At 66.0% G+C, this 20,355-nt stretch carries 20 protein-coding genes and 1 tRNA gene; 4 read left to right on the forward strand and 17 right to left on the reverse strand.

What is annotated here, in order from left to right:
• The 8 genes from ACYAF3_RS02010 to ACYAF3_RS02045 form a co-directional block, all read right to left on the reverse strand.
• A complete protein-coding gene (locus ACYAF3_RS02010; protein ID WP_019396826.1) occupies window positions 1-762 on the reverse strand; it encodes an enoyl-CoA hydratase/isomerase family protein in 762 nt (253 codons plus the stop codon).
• Complete coding sequence (locus tag ACYAF3_RS02015; RefSeq protein WP_003158193.1) at window positions 762-1,826, reverse strand: acyl-CoA dehydrogenase family protein; 1,065 nt, start codon at window positions 1,824-1,826, stop codon at window positions 762-764. The genes ACYAF3_RS02010 and ACYAF3_RS02015 overlap by 1 nt, the downstream gene beginning before the upstream one ends.
• 140 nt (window positions 1,827-1,966) lie before the next feature.
• Window positions 1,967-2,374 carry a PaaI family thioesterase gene (locus ACYAF3_RS02020; RefSeq protein WP_003158192.1) on the reverse strand — a complete coding sequence of 136 codons (408 nt, stop codon included), beginning with the start codon at window positions 2,372-2,374 and terminating at the stop codon, window positions 1,967-1,969.
• Between the two features lie 23 nt (window positions 2,375-2,397).
• Window positions 2,398-3,753 (reverse strand): MFS transporter, encoded by a 1,356-nt coding sequence (locus ACYAF3_RS02025; RefSeq protein ID WP_003123197.1) that lies wholly within the window; start codon window positions 3,751-3,753, stop codon window positions 2,398-2,400.
• An 81-nt stretch (window positions 3,754-3,834) separates the two neighbouring features.
• Complete coding sequence (locus ACYAF3_RS02030) at window positions 3,835-4,701, reverse strand: MaoC/PaaZ C-terminal domain-containing protein (RefSeq protein WP_003123198.1); 867 nt, start codon at window positions 4,699-4,701, stop codon at window positions 3,835-3,837.
• Entirely contained in the window at window positions 4,685-6,832 is a 2,148-nt protein-coding gene (locus ACYAF3_RS02035) for an acetate--CoA ligase family protein (RefSeq protein ID WP_003140644.1), read from the reverse strand. The genes ACYAF3_RS02030 and ACYAF3_RS02035 overlap by 17 nt, the downstream gene beginning before the upstream one ends.
• A 109-nt stretch (window positions 6,833-6,941) precedes the next feature.
• Window positions 6,942-8,093 carry a thiolase gene (locus tag ACYAF3_RS02040; protein ID WP_003112542.1) on the reverse strand — a complete coding sequence of 384 codons (1,152 nt, stop codon included), beginning with the start codon at window positions 8,091-8,093 and terminating at the stop codon, window positions 6,942-6,944.
• Window positions 8,090-8,476 (reverse strand): Zn-ribbon domain-containing OB-fold protein, encoded by a 387-nt coding sequence (locus tag ACYAF3_RS02045; protein WP_011666727.1) that lies wholly within the window; start codon window positions 8,474-8,476, stop codon window positions 8,090-8,092. Before ACYAF3_RS02045 ends, ACYAF3_RS02040 begins: the two co-directional genes overlap by 4 nt.
• Window positions 8,477-8,633: 157 nt before the next feature.
• Here ACYAF3_RS02045 and ACYAF3_RS02050 point away from each other — a divergent pair, with 157 nt between their 5' ends.
• Window positions 8,634-9,434: an IclR family transcriptional regulator gene (locus ACYAF3_RS02050; protein WP_003112543.1), complete on the forward strand. Its 801-nt coding sequence runs from the start codon at window positions 8,634-8,636 to the stop codon at window positions 9,432-9,434.
• A 39-nt stretch (window positions 9,435-9,473) separates the two neighbouring features.
• Here the strand turns inward: ACYAF3_RS02050 and wapB are convergent, their stop codons facing one another.
• The 6 genes from wapB to dapA all read right to left on the reverse strand — a co-directional run bounded on the left by wapB (window position 9,474) and on the right by dapA (window position 14,522).
• Window positions 9,474-10,466, reverse strand: coding sequence for a 1,2-glucosyltransferase WapB (wapB, locus tag ACYAF3_RS02055; RefSeq protein WP_004348414.1), 993 nt, complete (start codon window positions 10,464-10,466; stop codon window positions 9,474-9,476).
• 350 nt (window positions 10,467-10,816) lie between these two features.
• A tRNA-Ser gene (locus ACYAF3_RS02060) sits at window positions 10,817-10,906 on the reverse strand.
• Window positions 10,907-10,999: 93 nt separating this feature from the next.
• Window positions 11,000-11,710: a phosphoribosylaminoimidazolesuccinocarboxamide synthase gene (gene purC / locus ACYAF3_RS02065; RefSeq protein ID WP_003123204.1), complete on the reverse strand. Its 711-nt coding sequence runs from the start codon at window positions 11,708-11,710 to the stop codon at window positions 11,000-11,002.
• Window positions 11,711-11,738: 28 nt separating this feature from the next.
• The gene (locus ACYAF3_RS02070) at window positions 11,739-12,497 is read right to left on the reverse strand and encodes an MBL fold metallo-hydrolase (RefSeq protein WP_003123205.1); all 759 of its coding nucleotides are present in this window, start codon (window positions 12,495-12,497) and stop codon (window positions 11,739-11,741) included.
• Entirely contained in the window at window positions 12,436-13,626 is a 1,191-nt protein-coding gene (bamC, locus tag ACYAF3_RS02075) for an outer membrane protein assembly factor BamC (protein WP_003086271.1), read from the reverse strand. Before bamC ends, ACYAF3_RS02070 begins: the two co-directional genes overlap by 62 nt.
• A 17-nt stretch (window positions 13,627-13,643) precedes the next feature.
• Window positions 13,644-14,522 carry a 4-hydroxy-tetrahydrodipicolinate synthase gene (dapA, locus tag ACYAF3_RS02080; protein WP_003086270.1) on the reverse strand — a complete coding sequence of 293 codons (879 nt, stop codon included), beginning with the start codon at window positions 14,520-14,522 and terminating at the stop codon, window positions 13,644-13,646.
• A 183-nt stretch (window positions 14,523-14,705) separates the two neighbouring features.
• Between dapA and ACYAF3_RS02085 the strand changes: the two genes are divergently transcribed.
• Both ACYAF3_RS02085 and ACYAF3_RS02090 read left to right on the forward strand, forming a co-directional pair.
• Entirely contained in the window at window positions 14,706-15,263 is a 558-nt protein-coding gene (locus ACYAF3_RS02085) for a glycine cleavage system transcriptional repressor (RefSeq protein ID WP_003086267.1), read from the forward strand.
• An 11-nt stretch (window positions 15,264-15,274) separates the two neighbouring features.
• Complete coding sequence (locus ACYAF3_RS02090; RefSeq protein WP_003086262.1) at window positions 15,275-15,748, forward strand: peroxiredoxin; 474 nt, start codon at window positions 15,275-15,277, stop codon at window positions 15,746-15,748.
• 59 nt (window positions 15,749-15,807) lie between these two features.
• Here ACYAF3_RS02090 and ACYAF3_RS02095 read toward each other — a convergent pair whose 3' ends face one another.
• The gene (locus tag ACYAF3_RS02095; protein ID WP_003108615.1) at window positions 15,808-16,881 is read right to left on the reverse strand and encodes an AI-2E family transporter; all 1,074 of its coding nucleotides are present in this window, start codon (window positions 16,879-16,881) and stop codon (window positions 15,808-15,810) included.
• A gap of 33 nt (window positions 16,882-16,914) precedes the next feature.
• A complete protein-coding gene (locus tag ACYAF3_RS02100; RefSeq protein WP_003086258.1) occupies window positions 16,915-17,166 on the reverse strand; it encodes a sulfurtransferase TusA family protein in 252 nt (83 codons plus the stop codon).
• A 162-nt stretch (window positions 17,167-17,328) separates the two neighbouring features.
• Between ACYAF3_RS02100 and ACYAF3_RS02105 the strand changes: the two genes are divergently transcribed.
• A complete protein-coding gene (locus tag ACYAF3_RS02105) occupies window positions 17,329-18,762 on the forward strand; it encodes a tetratricopeptide repeat protein (RefSeq protein WP_003112546.1) in 1,434 nt (477 codons plus the stop codon).
• Window positions 18,763-18,870: 108 nt separating this feature from the next.
• Here the strand turns inward: ACYAF3_RS02105 and nadA are convergent, their stop codons facing one another.
• Window positions 18,871-19,929, reverse strand: a complete 1,059-nt coding sequence (gene nadA / locus ACYAF3_RS02110) for a quinolinate synthase NadA (protein ID WP_003112547.1) — start codon at window positions 19,927-19,929, stop codon at window positions 18,871-18,873.
• Between the last annotated feature and the right edge of the window lie 426 nt (window positions 19,930-20,355).

Raw genomic sequence — 20,355 nt, forward strand, 5'->3', positions numbered from 1 at the left:
TCAGTTTCCTCTGAATACGGGGGGACGCTTGGCGAGAAAGGCCGCCTTGCCCTCGGCGTGGTCGGCGCTGAGAAACAACTGGCTCTGCAACTCGCCCTCCCGCTCCAGCAATAGGTCAAGGCCCTCGGCGAGCAACGCCTTGGTCATCGCCAGGGGCAACGGCGCCTGCTGCTCCACCCGCCCGGCCAGCTCCAGCGCCATCGCCAAGGCGCCGCCAGCGGCGCAGAGGCGGTCGGCCAGGCCGATGCGCAGTGCCTCCTCGGCCTCTACCACCTGGCCGAACATCAGGATCTGCCGTGCCCGCCCCCAACCGATGCGCGCCGGCAAGGTATGCAACTGGCCGAGGTCGGCGAGCAGCCCGACCTTGCCGAAGCCGGCGGCGAAGCGGGCGCCGGCGCCGCAAACGATGCTGTCGCAGGCCAGCGCCACGGACAGCCCGGCCCCCACCGCCCAGCCCTCGACCGCGGCGATCAGCGGCTTGCCCATGCGCACCATCTGCCGCACCAGCCGCGCGTTGTCCTGCATTCGCGCCCTGCCGGCGGCCAACTCGGTCACCCGCATGTCGCCCAGGTCGCCGCCGGCGCAGAACACCTCTTCGCCACCGGTCAGCAGCACGCTGCGGATCGATAGGTCGCATTCGGCCGCCTCCAGGGCCCGCAGCAATTCCATGCGCAGCGCCGGCGACAGTGCGTTGCGCCGGGCCGGGTTGTCGAAGCGCAGCAGGCGCACCGTGCCGCGCGTTTCCTGCAACAAACCGCTCATCAGGCCACCTCCCGCTGTAGCAGCGCGGCGTAGCGCGCCTTGTGGAACGCCAGCGAGCCGTGGGCATTGAGCAGTACCATGGCGCGGCGCAGGAACAGGCCGATGTCCGCCTCGTCGGTGTAGCCGATGCCGCCGTGCAACTGGATGGCCTGGCGGGTCACCAGCAGAGCCGCTTCCGAGGCCCGTACCCGTGCGCTGGAAACCTGCCGCTGGCGCTCGCTTTCCGACGCCCCGGCATCGATCGCGGCGGCGGCCTGCTCGACCATGGCGCGCGACAGTTCGATCTGGATCCTCAGGTCGACCATGCGGTGCTGCAGCGCCTGGAAACTACCGATCTCGCGGCCGAACTGGCGACGTACCTTGAGGTACTCCAGGGTTCGCTCGAAGGCGCCATCCATCAGTCCGACCAGATAGGCAGCGCAGGCCAGCGCTGCCTCGTCCAGAACCTGTTCCGTTACCTCGCCGGACAACCACCGTGCCGGCGCATCGCGGAAACGCAGGCGCGCCAGGTGAGCGCCATCCTGGGTCGCCTCGCAGAGCAGTTCCACGCCATCGGCATCGCGCTCGACCAGCGCCAGGCCCTGCTCGCAGGCCACCAGCCAGGCATCGGCGGCACCAGCCAGATGTACGTGAGCGACTTCGCCGTGCAACCGCCCTTGCTGCATACGAGGGCGTCGCCGCCCATCGCGGTAGGCGATGCCCGCCGGCAGGACCAGCCGCTCAGCGGCCAGCAACGCAACGCGCTCGTCTTCCGGCAGCAGCGGCGCCACCAGCCCGGCCTCGATCAGCGGCTCGGGCAGCAGGCCGCGCCCCAGCGCCTCCAGCAACGCCGCGTATTCGCTCATGCCCAGGCCGCTGCCGCCCAACGCTTCATCCAGGCGCAGCGCCGGCCAGCCCATGGCGCAGACCTCGCGCCAGGCCTGGCGGTCCACCCCGCTACCGGTGAAACGACCGCGGCGCACGCGGGTCAGGTCGCCGTCGCGTGGCACCAGCGAAGCCGCGCTGTCGCGGATCATCCGCAGACGCTGCTCGCGCTCGCCGGCCCACTCGTCTTGCTCACTCATCTGTTCGCCCTCCTGTCGATACGCCGTCCGCCCGTCCGTCATCTGCACGGGAGGCGCCGGCTTGTCCGCGCGGAGCGACCGCGCAGGCCGTGGTCCGGACGCGCGACGGATGGCTCCGCTGCCGCGCCGCCGGAACTCCGCTACGGCTTAGCCGCGCGGTACCTGAAGCTGCCCGAGGCCATGGCGATGACCTCGCCGTCCTCGTTGCAGATTTCCGCCGTGCAGAAGCAGATCGTGCGGGTCCGCCGCACCACCCTGCCAACCGCACGAAGCTCGCCGCGGGCGCTCCCCATGAAGTGGGTAGCCATGTCGATGGTCACCATCGAGCAGTCCGGCAGGCAGGCACGGATCGCCTGGGCCATGGCGGCGTCCAGCACCGACATCAACACCCCGCCATGGAACTGTTGCAGGTAGTTCATCAGTTCCGGGCGATGCCCCAGGCGCACCCGCGCCACCCCGTCGGCATCGGTCCAGCGCTCGAGGCCGATGAACTCCTGGAAGCTGGCGGGCCGCTGCTCCGCCGCTGGCTGTCGTGGAAAAGAACTCATGGATGTGCACTCCTGCCGCAGGATCAGGCCTTGGCCGCGCTCCGCTCGGCGGTATTCCCGGCACTGCCCGGCGCTTGCCGTCGGGAAGCACTCTCGGCATCGCGGGACTCGCGGTTCGGGTCGTAGAGCCGGTCCGCAATGAACAGCGCCGGGATCAGCCCGGTGAGCACGTAGGTGATGCCCATCACCAGGAAACCCGCGCCGATCGACACGTGGGTGGCCAGCAGGCCGATGCCGGCGGGCGCCACCGCCGCGCCGATACGACCCAGGTTGTAGGCGGTGCCCACCGCCGAGCCGCGGACGCGGGTGGAGAAGCTCTCGGTCATGTAGGTGGCCAGCACCCCGACCGGAACGCCGTAGATGAAGCCGAAGGTGATGAGGATCCAGAGGATGTTGGAAGGCGAGTGGTAGAACACGATCAACGGCATGAAGGCGGCGCTGCCGATGGCCCCGGCGGCGAAGGTCAGGCGCCGGCCGAAGAGATCGGCGCAGACGCCGGCGGCGACCTTGCCAAGGATCATCGCACTGTAGGTGCCGACCATGTAGCCGGTCATCGACTTGAAGTTCATCCCCAACTCGCTCTCCAGGTAGGACGGCATCCAGTTGTTGGTGCCGTAGTAGCCGAACAGCAGGAAGCAGGAGGTGAGGCTCCAGAGCAGGAACATGCCGCGCGTTTCCGGATCGCCCAGCATCCGTCCCAGCGGGCCGGCGCCGCCAGCCTCGGCGTGGCTCTGCGGAGCCGCGCCGGGACGCTGGCGCCCGGCCTGGGCCGCGAGCCAGGACGGCGACTCCGGCACCCAGGGCCGCAGGGCCAGGCAGACCAGCGCCGGCGCCACGGCGGTGAAGAACAAGACGCGCCAGCCGAACTCGGGGATGATCTGCCCCGCCAGCAGGGTCGCCACCAGGTAGCCCACGGTCCAGCCGGCCTGCATGGCGGCGAGGATGGTGGTGCGGTACCTGGTTCCGACGCACTCGGACATCAGGATGTTGCAGGCGACGAACAGCGAGCCGAGGCCGAGCGAGGCGACGAAGCGGATCAGCGCGAACTGCCAGTAGTTCTGGGTCAGCCCCAGCAACGCGGTACCGATGGAGAACAGCACGATGGTCCAGGTCACCACTCGCACCCGGCCGAAGCGGTCGCAGCACCAGCCGCCATAGATGCCGCCGACGGCCATGCCGGCGAGAGTCAGGCTGCCGAGGGAGCCGGCTTCGAAGTTGCTCAGGCCGAATTCGGCCTTCAGGCTGTTGAGGCTGTAGGCCAGGAACATCAGGTCGACGCCGTCGGCGAGCAGGCCGAGGAAGCAGAAGACGAAGGCGATCAGCATGGTGCGCCGGGAAATGGCCGGCGCCGGGTTCGGGGAAAGCGCGGTTGCATTCATTATTCTTGTTCTCGCAAGCAGGATTTCGGTTGATCTTCACGGCAGCCCGACGGTCGTTCCCTCGCGCCGCCGCCCTTCGCTTCAGTCCGGCCGCTCTGGCGGCGGACCTACCCGGCCGTTGTCCAGCACCACCACATCGCGCTCGACGACGCGAGTGCGGAACGAGCCGTCGCTCCACATCTCGGTACGCAAGGTCTCGCCGGGAAACACCGGAGCCGAGAAACGCACCTGCAGATGTCCCAGTTGCCCCGCGCGGTAGTCGGCGAGCCCGCGCAACACCGCGTGGAATGCCACGCCGAGGGTGCACAGGCCATGCAGGATCGGCCGCGGGAAGCCGGCCCGCAGCGCTGCCGCGGGCTCCGCGTGGAGCGGGTTGTCGTCGCCGTTGAGGCGGTAGTACAGGGCCTGCTCCGGACGGGTCGGCAGGTCGAGTCGCAGGTCGGGTGTCCGTTCAGGCAAGCGATGCGGCGTTTCCGGCACCTGCCGGGAACCACCGAAGCCGCCGTCGCCGCGAAGGAAGGTGGTGCTGCGGGCGACAGCCAGCACCTCGCCGCTGAGCGCGTCGCTGAGCACCTTCTCGCTGTAGAGCAGCGCGCCCTTGTCGGCGCCCTTGTCTACCAGACCGGTGACCCGGGTCCGACCGATCACCTCGCCTTCCGCCGGCAACGGCCGCCGCCACTCCAGGCGCTGCTCGCCGTGAACCAGGCGCAGCGCGTCCACGCCAGTCGCCGGATTGCCCAGCCAGAAGCCCGGATGACCGAGCACCAGGGCCATGCACGGCAATGCCTGGAGATCGCGGCACGGATCGACGTAGACCAGTTGGCGCTCGTCCAGCGGGTCGCCGCCCAGACCGAGGGTCAATGCATAGAAGGCGCTGTCGCGCCGGCTGTAGCGCTGGCGTACTTCGGGGATCGGGTAGTTCAGGAGCACCTCAGGATCGAGCGCCATCGGCCACCTCCTCGACTTCCAGCACCGCATCCACCGCCCAGGCGCCCTGGCCCTCCGGCAAGGCGATGACCGGGTTGAGGTCCACCGAGCGCAAGCGCTCTCCCGCCTCCCAGGCGAACCGCGAGAGATTCGACAGCAGCCGTGCCAGCGCCGCGACGTCGGCCCGCGGCCGGCCACGCGCGCCGAGCAGGAGCGGCGCGCCTCTGATGCTACGGATCATCGCCTCGGCTTCGTCGACCTCGAACGGGCAGCGGCGGAACACCACGTCCTGCAGCACCTCGACGAAGATCCCGCCCAGGCCGAACAGCGCCACCGGGCCGAACAGCGGATCGCGCTGGATCCCCATGAAGCACTCCACCCCACCCTGCAGCTGACGCGCCACCAGGACGCCATCGAGACGCGCCTGCGGCGCCTTCTCGGCGGCCCGGCGCAGGAGCAGTTGGAAACCGGCGCGTACCGCGTCCGCATCGCTTACGCCAAGCAGCACGCCGCCGATTTCCGACTTGTGCTGGATGTCCGCCGAGGCGAGCTTCAGCACCACCGGGTATCCGATGCCCTCGGCGAAGGCAACCGCCTCTTCGGCACTGCCCAGCACCGCCTCGGCGGCGGACTCGATACCGGCGCGCGCCAGCAGGCGCTTGGCCTCGGCTTCGCCGGGCGTGGAGGCGGGCAACTGTAGCCCGCCGGCAGGCCGGCGCAGGCGCAACGGCCGGGCGAAGGCTTCGCCGAGCCGCCCCATGGCCTGGATCGCCACTACCGCCCGGGTGGGGTCTTCGAACAGTGCGAAGCCGGCCTCCTCGTAGGGTGCCAGCTCCTCCCCCTCACCCATCACCGAGACCACGAACAGACGCTCGGGATAAGCCTCCTTGATCCGCCGGAACTGCTCGGCCAGACGCGCGCCGATGGAGGCGGCGGTGCCGGCCTGGGTGAAGAAGGCGAGCAGCGAACGGTAGCCACCGTCGACCACCATCGACTCGGTAAAGTCGCGCACCAGCGTCAGGTCGTTCAGGGCCTGCGCGGTGCAGTCCACCGGGTTGATCGGCGAAGCGAAGGACAGCCGTGCCTTCAGCCGCTCCTGGGCCATGTCCGGCATCGGCGGCATCGGCAGGCCGACTTCCTCGGCGACATCGCTGACGATGATCCCGGCGCCGCCGCTGACGGTGATCATGCCGAGGCTGTTGCCCACCGGATAGATACGCCGGGTGGCGAGGTAGGCGATGTCCATCAGTTCCTCGGTGGTCCTGGCGCGGATCACCGCATAGTCGCCCAGCACGGCGTCCAGCACCTTGTCGTCGCCGGCCAGCGAAGCAGTGTGGGACAGCGCCGCGCGGCTACCCAGGGCGCTGCGCCCGACCTTGTGCAGGATCACCGGCTTGCCGGCGCGATGCGCGGCCTCCAGGGCGGCGAGGAAGCTGTCGACGTTGCGGATGGATTCGGCGTAGGCCATCACCACGTCGATCTCCGGCGACTCCACCAGCCAGCCGATGCTGTCGCCCAGGGTGACGTCGGCCTCGTTACCGGTGGCCACGCAGATAGGGGTTCCCAGGCGCCGCTGGCGCGCCATGCCGAGCAGGTGCGCGCCGTAGGCACCGGACTGGGTGGCGATGCCTACCCGGCCGGGCAGCGGTACGCCACGTTCCAGGCTGGTGGAGAAGAACGCGTAATAACCCAGGTTACTGTTGAACGCACCGAGCGCATTCGGACCGAGCAGGCGCATACCGTGCTCGCGGGCAGCGGCTACCACCGCATCCTGCATCGCCGCGCCGGCCTCGCCGACCTCGCTGAATCCGGAAGAGAACACGATGGCACTGCGCGCCCCCTGGCGGCCCAGCGCCCGGACGGTCTCCAGCACCTGAGGCGCAGGCACCGCGACAATGGCCACGTCCGGTGCCTGCGGCAGCTCCGCAACGCTGGCGAAGGCCGGCAGCCCCTGGATTTCAGCACGATTCGGATTGACCGGGAGGATTTGCCCGGCATAGCCATGGCGCAGCATGTAGGCGATGGGACGGCCACCGATGCGGGTCGGGTCGCTGGAAGCGCCGATCACCGCGACCGAGCGTGGTTCGATCAATGGAGTAAGACTGGCGAAACGGGGAGCGTCGATGAGCTGTTGCGAGTGGTTCGCTGACATGGGTTCACCTCATCCGTTTGTCTGTGGCCGGCACGACAACCTTCTCGCGGGCGAGCGCGCCCGCGGGACGCCGCCACGGCAGCGCCCGGAAGACCTGTCGGCCAGGGGTCTAGAGCGTGTCGCCGGTGCCGAGCAACGCGGTTACCTGGCTGGACAGCGTGCCGCCGTTGCCGTGCAGCAACGCCACGTCGGCCTTGGCCAACTGCCGCTCGCCGGCCTGGCGGCGGAGCTGGGTCACCGCCTCGATGATCAGGAACATCCCGTACATCCCCGGATGCACGCAGGACAGCCCGCCACCGTTGGTGTTCACCGCCAGCTCGCCGCCGGGCGCGATGCGTCCGCCCTGGACGAATGGGCCGCCCTCGCCCTTGGCGCAGAAACCCAGGTCCTCGAGGAACAGCAGGGTGTTGATGGTAAAGGCGTCGTAGAGCATCACCAGGTCGATGTCGGCGTGCCGCACACCGGCCATCTGCATGGCTCGCGGAGCGCTTTCCGAGGCCGCCGTCACGGTGAGGTCGGGCATCGACACGATCGAGCGATGCCACTGCGCTCCGGCCGCGCCAAGGAAGTACACCGGCGCATTGGGCAAGTCGCGGGCGCGCTCGGCGCGCACTACCACGCAGGCGCCACCGCCGTCGGTGACCAGGCAGCAGTCGGCGGCACTCAGCGGGTCGCTGACCATCCGCGCGGCAAGGACGTCATCGACGCTCAACGGTCCGCGGGCGAACGCCTCGGGATTCAGGTTGGCCCATTGCCGGGCAGAGACCGCCACCTCGGCGAGCTGCTCGCGTGTGGTGCCGTACTGGTGCATGTGCCGGCTGGCCGCCAGGGCATAGGCGGTGATCGGGTGGCGCGGCTTGTAGGGCGTCTCGTGCCATTGTGGCTCGCTCATCGATACCAGGCGGCCGCCGGCGGTTCGCTGGTTGGAGCCGTAGCAGATCAGCGCAGCGTCGCAGAGACCGGCCTCCAGTGCCAAAGTGGCCTGCAGCAGGTGCAGCTCGAAACTGGAGCCGCCGATATTGGTGCCATCCACGAATTTCGGGCGGATGCCGAGGTATTCGGCGACCGACAAGGTGGGAAAGGCATGGGAGCTGGTGGCGGCGAAGATCGCGTCGATGTCGGAAAGCTTCAGGCCGGCATCGGCAATGGCCTTGAGCGACGCCTGGCCGAGCAGTTCGATGGCGCTGTAGCCCGGCGCCTCGCCGACGCCGGCGCTACCGATGCCGACGATGGCGGTCTTGCCACGGATGGCCGCGCTCATGGTCGTCCCTCCTGGTGGGGAACGAACACCACGACATTGGCACCGTCCTGCTCGACGATGCGCGCCTGCACACGGGTGCCGATCGGCAGGCTCTCGTGCCCGTCGATCCGCGACATCATGCGCACGCCCTCGTCCAGGTCGACCAGCGCGACATTGTGATTGCCGCCGCGGGAGCGATTGACAGTGATCGCGTAGAGCGTACCCAGGCCGCTGGCGGGAACCCACTCGAGATCAGTCTCGCCGCTACCCGGCACCAACTGGCGCGGGTAGAACACATGGCGACCGCTGGAACGGCTGCGCTGCAACATGAAACGGCCCTGGGCGAGAAACGCAAGGTACTGCGCCTCAGGTCCCGGAGTACTGCCATCGGGAAGATCTGCCACGAGGTTTCTCCTTTGTTCTTGTCGACCTTTGCTGCAAAGTGCATCGCGCTGGACGCCGAACCGGATACTGCTTCCGTCCCCGGTTGTACGTTCCGGAAGGCCAGAATATATTCACTATCGTGAATGTCAATCACAATACTGAATGAAAAGAGGAAAAATGACCAAGGACGCCACAACCAAAGGCACCAGCAGCAAAGATGTCGGCGCGGTAGTGAACGCCATTCAGATACTTCGCCACCTGGCCCACGCCGACGGACCGCAAGGCGTGGCCGCCATAGCTCGCGCCACCGGCATCAGTCCGAGCAGCGCCTTCAATATCCTGCGCACCCTGAGCAACGAACGGCTGACCTCCTTCGACGATGCGGGCAAGACCTACCAACTGGGCCTTGGCCTGTCGGAACTGGCCGTAGGATTCGTCGGACGCAGCTATGCCGACCTGATCCAGCCAGAGCTGGAGCGACTGAGCCTTGCCCACCACATCCTCATCGCCCTGTGGCAAGTCACCGACGATGCGCACATCCGCGTCATCGCCCTTGCCGCACCGCCCGTCGCCCACGTCAACGTCGCCGTCGGCACGCGCCTGCCGGAACTGGTCGGCGCCGCCGGGCGTTGCATTGCCGGCCTGCGCGAACTGCCGGAGGACGAACTGCGCCGCCGACTGACCCGCGTGCGCTGGGAAAATCCGCCGAGCTTCGAGCGCTACCAGGCCGAAGCGACCGAGGCCGTCGAGCGCGGCTGGGCTATCGACCAGGAACACCTCTACCGCGGCGTGAGCATGGTCGCCAGCGCCATCACCGACCGCGACGGACAACCGCGCTTCGCCATCTCCGCGATCGGCATCAGCGCCCAGCACCAGCCCGACGACCTGGAACGGATCGGCACCAGCCTGCGGGATACCGCGCGCTTCGTGAGCCGCGCGCTATTTCCCCAGGGCGAGGCACTGAAGGAGAAATCCTGAAATGGCATTCAACCCATTGAAAGATTAGCCGGCCAGCCGTCATCGACCCTCGACGCCGGTACCACCTTTCAACCCGAGGACCGGCAGATAACGGAGAAAGCGCCAGAATCGCTTCAGCGTCACCCGGTCCCACGCCCTCAGCGGCACCGAGCGGAACAACTGCCAGGCATATCGCCCATCCTGGACAACAGCCTTCTTCAGCGCCTTGTTCAGGATCAGTTGCCGGGCCCGGCGATAATTCGGGTGAGCCCGATAAGGCTCGATGGCTTGCATATCCGCCTCGTAATTGAGCTTGTACCTGCCGGACAGACCGCTTCCATGCCGGCGATAACGCCCCATGTAGGCCGGCAGTCGATGAATTTCATAGCCCTGCGCCGCGATCCTTAGGGTGATCTGGAAATCCTGCACGCGAATCGACGGGTCGAAGAAATCCGCCCGCTTCATCGCTTCCATGCGGTAGAGCGCCGTCAGCGGCATGACCACCAGGGTCTCGGCCAATGCTGCATCGAACCCCCAACGCTCCACACACCCCTCGCTGAAACCGTCTCGCGCCACTTCGTTACCGGCACTGTCGATACAGATATTGAAACCGCCCACGCACCCGACCTCGGGGTGCGCAAGCAAGTAGTCGACGCGCGTGTCGAGCGCTCCAGGCAGGAGAATGTCGTCCAGGTCGGGAGTCATCACGAACTCGCCCCGCGCATGACGCAAACCGTGATTGAGCGCGTCGCTCACCCCTCGGTTAGCCTGGCGGTAGAGCTGGAAGCCGTGACGCTCGCGGAGCATGGCGAGACGCTCATAGGTGTCGTCCGTGGATCCGTCATCCACCACGATCAACTCGAGATTGGGATAGCCCTGCGCGTAGATGCTGGCAATCGCCTCGTCCAGATACTTCGAGATATTGAAACAGGCGCAAACGACGGAAACGAGCGGTCGCATTTCTTCCTCCCCAGCCCCAGCTCCGGGACTCGGCACAAACCGATAACCTGGCTGTCCGCTGGAAGGAAACCGTGCCATGCAGCTCGGCCACACATCCGCGGCGCCTTCAAGCGCCGGGATACTAAGAAGAACCGCCCCGACCATCGAAACCGGCAGGTCGCCCGACCCGGCGCTCGAAGGACAGAAAATCGGAAGCAATGGAGAAATGCGCGCTCAGCGCACCCACGAAACCCAGACAGAGCGGGACGACCACCCAGAGGAGAAGGAAGGACAGAACGAAGGAAGGGCCCGCAGCATTCCTAGGAGAACTGCACGACCTGGCCAATACCCGAAACCATGGCACGGCTTTCTCGCCCGCCCCGCAGAGGGGACGCCCGAACGCTCGCCAGAAAAGACAAAGCCCCTGGAACGCCAGGCATTCCAGGGGCTTTGCTCATATGTAATGGCGGAGAGATAGGGATTTGAACCCTAGGAGCCATTGCTGACTCAACGGATTTCGAATCCGTCCCGTTCGACCACTCCGGCATCTCTCCGTGCGGCGCGCATGATACCAGCTTGTACGAAGAACGCGAAGCTTTCTTGAAGATTTTTTCGCGTTCTTTCAGATGGTTGCGCGCATTTTGAGGTTAAAGCGGCACGCCCAGGCGCTTGGCTACCTCTTCGTAGGCTTCGATCACATCGCCGAGGCCCTGGCGGAAGCGGTCCTTGTCCATCTTCTTGCGGGTTTCCTTGTCCCACAGACGGCAGCCGTCCGGGCTGAACTCGTCGCCGAGGACGATCTGGCCATGGAACAGGCCGAACTCCAGCTTGAAGTCCACCAGCAGCAGACCGGCATCGTCGAACAGCTTGTTCAGCACTTCATTGACCTTGAAGGAATAGGTCTTCATCTGCGCCAGCTGCTCGGGAGTGGCCCAGCCGAAGGCCTGGACGTGGGATTCGTTGATGAACGGATCGCCCAGGGCGTCGTTCTTCAGGAACAACTCGAAGGTGGGAGGAGTCAGGGCGATGCCCTCTTCCACGCCGAGGCGACGCACCAGGCTGCCGGCGGCGAAATTGCGCACCACGCACTCGACCGGGATCATGTTGAGCTTCTTCACCAGGCACTCGGTATCCGACAGCAGCTTGTCGAACTGGGTCGGAATGCCGGCAGCTTCCAGCTTCTGCATGATGAAGGCGTTGAACTTGTTGTTCACCGCGCCCTTGCGATCGAGCTGTTCGATGCGCTTGCCGTCGAAGGCGGAGGTGTCGTTGCGGAACAGCAGGATGAGACGATCGGCATCGTCGGTCTGGTAAACCGACTTGGCTTTGCCGCGGTAGAGTTCTTCGCGTTTTTCCATGATGGGCTCCGCTTACGGGTAATAGGGCCTAGGCGATCTCGCGCCAATCCAGGCCTGAATGCTGATCGGCCACCTGCAGCCAGCCCGGATCGCACCCGAGGGTGTCGACGAAGGTTTGCCGGGCCAGCTGCGGCGAGTTGTTCTTTTCGCTGAGATGGGCCAGCACCAGGTGCTGCATGCGACCCCAATCCAGCTGCTTCACCAGTTCTGCGGACTGATGGTTGTTCAAGTGCCCTCGCGAACCGCCTACGCGGGCCTTGAGAAAATAGGGATACGGGCCACCGGCAAGCATCGTGCTGTCGTGGTTGGCCTCGACCACCAGAGCATCCACCGCACGATAGCACTCCAGCACCTCGGCCGTGGCCATTCCCAGATCGGTGAGCATGCCGAAGCGCCGCTGCCCATCGGACAGCACGAACTGGGTAGGCTCGCGGGCGTCGTGCGAGACGCCAACCACCTGCACTTCCAGCCCGCGGATCGCCAGGCGCTGGCCGGCCCTCAACAGCTCGGCGGGGTGCACCGGGCGGCGCATGCCGCTCAGGGTACCCGCACTGAGATAGACCGGGATTTGGTAATGCCGCGCCAGCAGTTCGACGCCATGGATGTGATCGGCGTGTTCGTGCGTGACCAAGATCGCGTCCAGCTGCGCGGGGCTCAGCCCCAGGCGCGCCAGACGCTTGATGATTTCACGCAGCGGGAAGCCGCAATCGATCAGTATCCGGGTGTCAGAACTGCTCACCAAGGCCGAATTGCCCCGGCTTCCGCTGCCCAGAACCGCGAACCGCATTGCGCATGCTCTCCTGGAGTTTTTCCAGTACGTTTTGCGCGACATCGGCCGGCGCAGAGGTGTTGATGTCCTTGTCGACGGTGACCTGCACGGCGTCGCTGACGGTGGTCAGGCGGACCTGGTAGCGCTGCGCCTTGGCGTCTTCCTCTTCCTTGGTCTTCTCGCCGCCGCCGAACAGGCGACTGAAGAACCCGGGCTTGTCTTCGTCGGGCTTCTTCGCCCCTTCGGCGATGTTCACGTAGTACACGCCAAGGCTGCGGTTGAGGTCGTCGACGCGGATATCGGCGTTATCCAGGGCACGCCCGACACTGACCCAGGAGCGGTCGAAGTCGGATTGCAAGGTCAGCACCGGGTTGCCGCTGCCGTCCTTGCTCAACTCGAAGGTGCCGGGCGTGTCGTAGATCGAGTTGGCTGCCAGCAGGGAGACCGAGCCGCCCTGCTCGGCGCTGCGCGCCATGCTCGCGACCATCTCGTCGAGCAGCGCCGCGTCGAGGCTCGGCGCCACCGACTTGCTCGGCCAGCTCGGGCTGCTGGTGTCACCGGCGGCGCGGGTCTGGCTGAGCACGTAGACCTCGCTGGTATTGCTTTGCACGCCGGGCTCGATACGCACCCGAACCCGTGCCTGGCCGTCCGGCTCGACACCGCTCACGCGGCTGCTAAGGCGGCGTGCCAGCGGCGCGGAAAGCTGCGACAGCGATTGCCAGTCGGAACTGAACTCGCCGGTCTGCGGGCGCTCGTCGGCGATGCGGAAACCGTTCTCCTCGAAGAACTGCCGGGCCACCGGCCAGACTTCCGCCGGCGGACGCTGGGCCACGACCCAGCGGCTATCACCGCTGCGCTGCAGGCTGTAGTCGCTGATGTCGCCGGCGTTGGCCAGCGGCTGCGGACGCGGAACCTCGTACTCACCCTCTTTTTCGTGGGTGGTGGCGACGTTCAGCGGAATCGGCAGCAGCGGATCGAGCGGCTTGCTGTGCACCCCTTCGGGCAATTGCATGGGAGGCGTTTCGCGGGCGCCGAGGTAGTCGTCACCGCGGTCGCGGAAATAGCCCTCCGGCCCCCACAGCCAGCCGCAGCCGGAAGTGTTGCCGATAACCAGGGCGAGGGCGGTCAGTCCAGCCAGTCGCTTCATTGCGTGGAGCTCCTTGATCAAGCCAATACGCCGGTCTGGCGCATGGCCTGACGCAGCGGCTCGTGGCAACGCGGGCTGAGCCAGGTCAGGGGCAGGCGGATGCCCTCGGGGATCAGACCCATCTCATGCAGGGCCCACTTCACCGGAATGGGGTTGGATTCGATGAACAGCGCCTTGTGCAGCGGCATCAGGCGATCGTTGATGGCGCGCGCGGCTGCGGCGTCGCCGCGCATGGCGGCGGCGCACAGGTCGCTCATGGCGCGCGGCGCGACGTTGGCGGTCACGGAGATGTTGCCCTTGCCACCCAGCAGCATCAGCTCGACGGCCGTGGCGTCGTCGCCGGAATAGACGAGGAAGTCCTTGCCGACGCGCTCGATGACTTCCTTGGCGCGTTGCAGGTCGCCGGTGGCCTCCTTGATGCCGATGATGTTCGGCACCTTGGACAGGCGCTCGACGGTCTCCGGAAGCATGTCGCAGGAGGTGCGGCCCGGTACGTTGTAGAGGATCTGCGGGATCGCAACGGCTTCGGCGATATGGCGGAAGTGCTGGTACATGCCTTCCTGGGTCGGCTTGTTGTAGTACGGCGTCACCAGCAGGCAGGCGTCGGCGCCGCCGCTTTTCGCGGCCTCGGTCAGCGCCACCGCCTCGCGGGTGGAGTTGGCGCCGGTGCCGGCGATCACCGGGATGCGGCCCTTGACCTGGTCGACCACGCGACGGATCACCTGGATGTGCTCTTCCACGTCCAGCGTGGCCGATTCACCGGTGGTGCCGACGGCGACGATGGCGTTGGTGCCTTCCTGCAAGTGGAAGTCCACCAGCTTGGCGAGGCTGTCCCAGTCCAGTCGACCCTGAGCATCGAAGGGGGTGACTAGTGCCACCATACTGCCCGCAATCATGCAACCGCTCCTGCCGCGAAATTAAAGCGGTAATGGTACTGTCGGCGGCAGGCCTTGCACAAGACGAGCGCCACCTCGTCGGAAGCCGCTGACAGGCGGCAGACGTTTCCCTCGGCGGCGCTTTTCGCTACCCTTCCCGCTTTAGGTACGGCCCGTGCCGCCAGCGTATTCCAGGAAAGTTGAATGTCCACCAGCCAACCCCGCGAACAATTCCTTCTGATCAGCGCCCTCGGCCCCAACCCGATGGAGCTGACCACCCTGCTCTGCCGCGCCTGCGTCGAGAGCCGCTGCGCCGTGGTCAGCAGCCGCCTGACCCGCCACGGAGAGTTCAGCGCCCTGGTGCTGCAGATCTCCGGAAGCTGGGATGCCCTCGCCCGCCTCGAGGGCAGCCTGCCGGCCCTCACCAAGCGCGGCGACATCACCCTCAGCATGACCCGCAGCAACGCTCACGTGACCCGCGCCCAGGCGTTGCCTTACGTGGCCTATGTCAGCGCGGTGTATCGCCCGGACATCCTCAACGAACTCTGCCAGTTCTTCATCGACCACAACATCGAGCTGGAGAACCTGACCTGCGACACCTACCAGGCGCCGCACACCAACACCACCATGCTCAACGCCACGATTACCGTGACGCTGCCCGCCGGCACCCAGATCAGCTGGCTGCGCGACCAGTTCCTGGACTTCGCCGACGCCCTGAACCTGGATGCCCTGATCGAACCCTGGCGCCCCCAACACCCCTGAGGAGCCGAGCCATGCCGGTCGCAATCGACAAACCCGTACCCGACTTCACCGCCCCCGCAACCAGCGGCAAGGAGGTGACCCTGTCCGCGCTGAAGGGCAAGCAGGTCGTCCTGTATTTCTACCCGAAGGACAGCACCCCCGGTTGCACCACCGAGGGCCAGGGCTTCCGCGACCAGTACGCGGCGTTCCAGAAGGCCAATACCGAGGTCTTCGGCATCTCCCGCGACGGCCTGAAGTCCCACGAGAACTTCAAGTGCAAACAGGAATTCCCCTTCGAGCTGATCAGCGACAAGGATGAAGCGGTCTGCCAGCTGTTCGACGTGATCAAGCTGAAGAAGCTCTACGGCAAGGAATACATGGGCGTCGACCGCAGCACCTTCCTGATCGACAGGGACGGCGTACTGCGCCAGGAGTGGCGCGGCGTGAAGGTGCCCGGGCATGTCGACGCGGTTCTCGCCGCCGCCCAAGCGCTCAACGGCGCCTGAGCCCCGCCCCAAAAAAAAGGCCGCATCCGCGGCCTTTTGCATTTTTCATGCGGCCGATGCTATCGCGTGGCTGCCGGAGTCTCGGGAAGGTCCTTGGGCCAGGCATCCAGCACCGCTTTCACCAGGGTCGCCAGGGGGATCGCGAAGAACACGCCCCAGAAGCCCCAGAGCCCGCCGAACAGCAACACCGCGCAGATGATCGCCACCGGGTGCAGGTTCACCGCCTCGGAGAACAGCAGCGGCACCAGCACGTTGCCATCCAGCGCCTGGATGATCGCGTGGGCCACCATCAGGTAGATGAACTGGTCGCTCCAGCCCCACTGGAAGAAGGCGATCATCGCCACCGGTACGCTCACCACCACCGCGCCGATGTACGGCACCACCACCGACAGGCCGACCAGCAGGGCCAGCAGCGCTGCGTAGTTGAGCCCCAGGTAGGCGAAGGCGATGTAGGTCACCGCGCCGGTAATAACGATCTCGATGACCTTGCCGCGAATGTAATTGGCGATCTGCTGGTTCATCTCGGCCCAGACCTGTTTCATCAGCCCGCGCTCGCGCGGCAGGTAGCGGTGGAACCAGGTATGGAAGCGCTTCTTGTCCTTGAGGAAGAAGAACACCAGGATCGGCACCAGCACCAGGTAGATCATGACGTTCACCACCACCGGCAGGCTGGCCAGCGACGAGGTCAGCGCCCACTGGCCGATCTGGCCGAATTCGCCGCGCGCGGTCTCGATGGCCTTGAGCACCTGCTCCTCGCTGATCAGGCTGGGATAGCGCTCGGGCAGCATCAGCAGCACGCTCTGCCATTCGCCGAGCATCCGCGGCAGTTCGTTGAACAGGGTGAACAATTGCTGCCAGAGCAGCGGCAGCAGGACCACCAGGAACAGCGCCAGCAAGCCGAGGAACAGGCTGTAGACCAGCCACACGGCGAACAGGTGCGGCACCCGGAAGCGTTCCAGCATGCCGACCACGCCCTGGATCAGGAAGGCGATCACCATCGCCGCCAGTACCGGCGCGAGCATCCCGCCGAAGGCGAGGATGACGCTGAAGCCGAGCACCAGCATGATCGCCAGCACCACTGCCTCCTCGTCGGAGAAGTAGCGCTGCATCCAGTCGCGTAACACCTTGATCATCGGAAATCCTGAATCGGAACGGCGAAGGCTCCGCTAACGCTTGCGCAGCCAGTATCGATAGACGCCTTCGGCGGCCTCTTCGCGCAGCAGTTCATGGCCGGCGAGCTGGGCGAAGGCCCGGAAGTCTCGCTGCGACCCGGCATCGGTGGCGATCACCTTGAGCACCCCGCCGCTGGGCAGGCGGTTCAGCTCCAGCTTGGCCTTTAGCAGGGGCAGCGGACAATTGAGACCACTGGCATCCAGCTCCGCGTCACATACCAGGGGGGATGAATCGTTATCCGTCATGACAGCCTCTCCCGAAGGGCCGACAAGCATACCCAAGCCTATCCGCCGCTGGCCAGTTGAAACGGCGCTCGAAGTCCAACAGCTTCGGGTCTCGGGCAGATACCTAGGCAGTGCCGATAACCAACGGCTAAAGTAAGGCCTTTGCCAACCTGAGCCTCCTGCATGAATGTACTGCGCCCTGCCCTGTTGACGCTCGCCTGCATGCTCGCTTCGCCGGTCATGTCGGACGATCTGCCCTCCCTGGGCGACGCATCTTCCTCGATCGTTTCGCCGGAGCAGGAGTTCCAGCTGGGCCGCGCCTGGCTGAGCATGCTGCGCAACCAGGTCGATGCGATCTCCGACCCGCAGCTCAAGGACTTCGTCGAAAGCAGCGTCTACCGGCTGGCCGAAACCAGCGACCTGCAGGACCACCGGCTGGCCTTCATCCTCATCCGCGACGCACAGATCAACGCCTTCGCCGCGCCCGGCGGCGTGATCGGGGTCAACGGCGGGCTACTGCTCAACGCCCAGACCGAAGGCGAGTATGCCGCGGTGCTGGCCCACGAACTCGGCCACCTGATCCAGCGCCACTTCGCCCGCGGCATCGAGGCACAGCAGCGCATGCAACTGCCGGTGATGGCAGCGATGCTCGCCGGCATCGTCGCCGCGGCCGCCGGCGCAGGGGATGCGGGTATCGCGGCGATCGCCGGGACCCAGGCGGCGGCGATCCAGAACCAGTTGCGCTTTTCCCGGCAGAACGAGCAGGAAGCCGACCGCGTCGGCGTCACCAACATGGTTCGCGCCGGTTACGATCCGCGCTCGATGCCGAACATGTTCGAGCGCCTGGCGCGGCAGTACCGCTACGACGGCAAGCCGCCGGAGTTCCTCCTCACCCACCCGGTCACCGAATCGCGTATCGCCGACACCCGCAACCGCGCCGAACAGTATCCCCAGGGCGGCAAGGAAGACAGCCTGCGCTACCAGCAGATGCGCGCGCGCACCCAGTTGCTCTTCGAGGAAACCCCGGGGATGGCCGGCAAGCGCTTCCGCGCCATGCTCAACGACAATCCCAAGCTGGATGCCGCGCGCTACGGACTGGCCATCTCGCAGACGCGCATCGGCCAGCTCAACGATGCCCGTGACAACCTCAGGCAATTGCTGGCGAAGGCACCCAACGACGTGGCCTACAACCTGGCCCAGGTCGAGCTGGACATCACCGCCAACCGCCTTCCGGATGCCGATCAGCGGTTGAAGAAGATGCTCGCCCAGTTCCCCAGCAGCTACCCGCTGAAACAGGTGCGCGCCGACCTGATGCTGAAGATGGGCAAGCCGCAGGAATCGGAGAAGATCCTCGACGACCTGAGCAAGGCGCGGCCGCTGGACCCGGATGTCTGGAACCGTCTGGCCGAGGTGCGCAGCCTGACCAACAACGCCATCGGCGTGCACCAGGCCCGTGCCGAGTACCTGTCTCTGACCGGCGACTACCAGGCCGCCATCGAGCAGCTCGATTTCGCCAAGCGCCGCGCTGGCGGCAACTTCCAACTGGCTGCGCGACTCGACGCTCGTCAGCAGGAAATTCGCCAGCAGGAAAAGATGGTCAAGGAAATGTTCCGCTGAGCGGCATATCCGAGGAAAAACACCCGGCGAAGCTCATCGAAACAGGGGGTTGGGCGAACAACCGCACCGCGCTTACTCGCCCTACGCAGCGGCACGCCCTCGCCAGGATCAGGCGTTCCCGGCCTGGCGCAGGCGCGCGGCCTGGGTGAAGTCGAGCATGCGCTTCAGCGGACGGACCGCCCTCGGGATCAACGCCGGGTCGACGAAGATTTCCCCGCTGCCCTCGCGCAGGCAGGCCAGGGTCCGCTCGAGCGTGTTCATCGCCATCCACGGGCAGTGCGCGCAGCTGCGGCAGGCGGCGCCGTTGCCGGCGGTGGGGGCCTCGATGAAATCCTTGTCCGGGCACAACTGCTGCATCTTGTAGAAGATGCCGCGATCGGTGGCGACGATGAAGGTCTTGTTCGGCAGGGTCTGCGCGGCCTTGATCAACTGGCTGGTCGAGCCCACGGCATCGGCCAGCGCGACCACGCTTTCCGGCGATTCGGGGTGGACCAGGATGGCGGCGTCCGGGTAGAGCGCCTTCATGTCTTCCAGCTGCTTGGCCTTGAACTCCTCGTGGACGATGCAGGCGCCATCCCAGAGCAGCATGTCGGCCCCCGTCTCGCGCTGGATGTAGCGTCCCAGGTGCTGGTCCGGCGCCCAGAGGATGGGCTCGCCGTTGTCCATCAGGTGTTCGACGATCTCCACCGCGCAACTGGAGGTCACGACCCAGTCGGCGCGTGCCTTCACCGCCGCGGAGGTGTTCGCATAGACCACCACGGTCCGTTCCGGGTGCTGGTCGCAGAATGCCGAGAATTCATCCACCGGGCAGCCCAGGTCGAGCGAGCAGGTCGCTTCGAGGGTCGGCATCAGCACGCGCTTCTCAGGGTTGAGGATCTTCGCCGTCTCGCCCATGAAGCGCACCCCGGCCACGACCACCGTCTGCGCCGGATGCTGGTTGCCGAACCGGGCCATCTCCAGCGAATCGGACACGCAACCGCCGGTCTCCTCGGCCAACGCCTGGATCACCGGATCACAGTAGTAATGCGCCACCAGTACCGCGTTCTGCGCCTTCAGTTCGGCCGCGATCGCCGCGCGATGCTCGGCGCTCTCCTGCTCGCTCAACACACGGGGTTGCTTGGCGGCCAGGTGGGCCTGTACCAGGAGTCGTTCGGAAATGTGCGTCATAGTCGCTACACCTGAAGGCGCAACAGCGCGTCTCTCGATTTTATACCCGGCGGCAGGCTGGACCGCAGGGAACTGACGATTGCAGGTTTCGGGCACGGCACCCGTGTCCCCTTGAGCAAACCCCGGGGATCCGCCTGCAAGGCCGCGGATTCTAACCGCATAGGTCGCGCCAGGGCCATCCCGGCATCCGTACCGGCCTGGCCGGTGGCTACGCTAACAAAAGACATAGGTTTCGGTCGTTAGACCTACGCGACATAATTTTTTCGTTTCTTAGAACCGTCTATAGCTCGGCTCGCTCCACGACCGAACACGACATGCCGGCATGCCAGCGTTAATACTTTGGTATTAGGCCCTTGGTATTAACGTTAAATAACCGGTAAATATCCGGATTTTCTTTTCGTCGAATTTACGAGCAATATGAAACAT

It is taken from the genome of Pseudomonas sp. TZ252 (assembly GCF_056110345.1).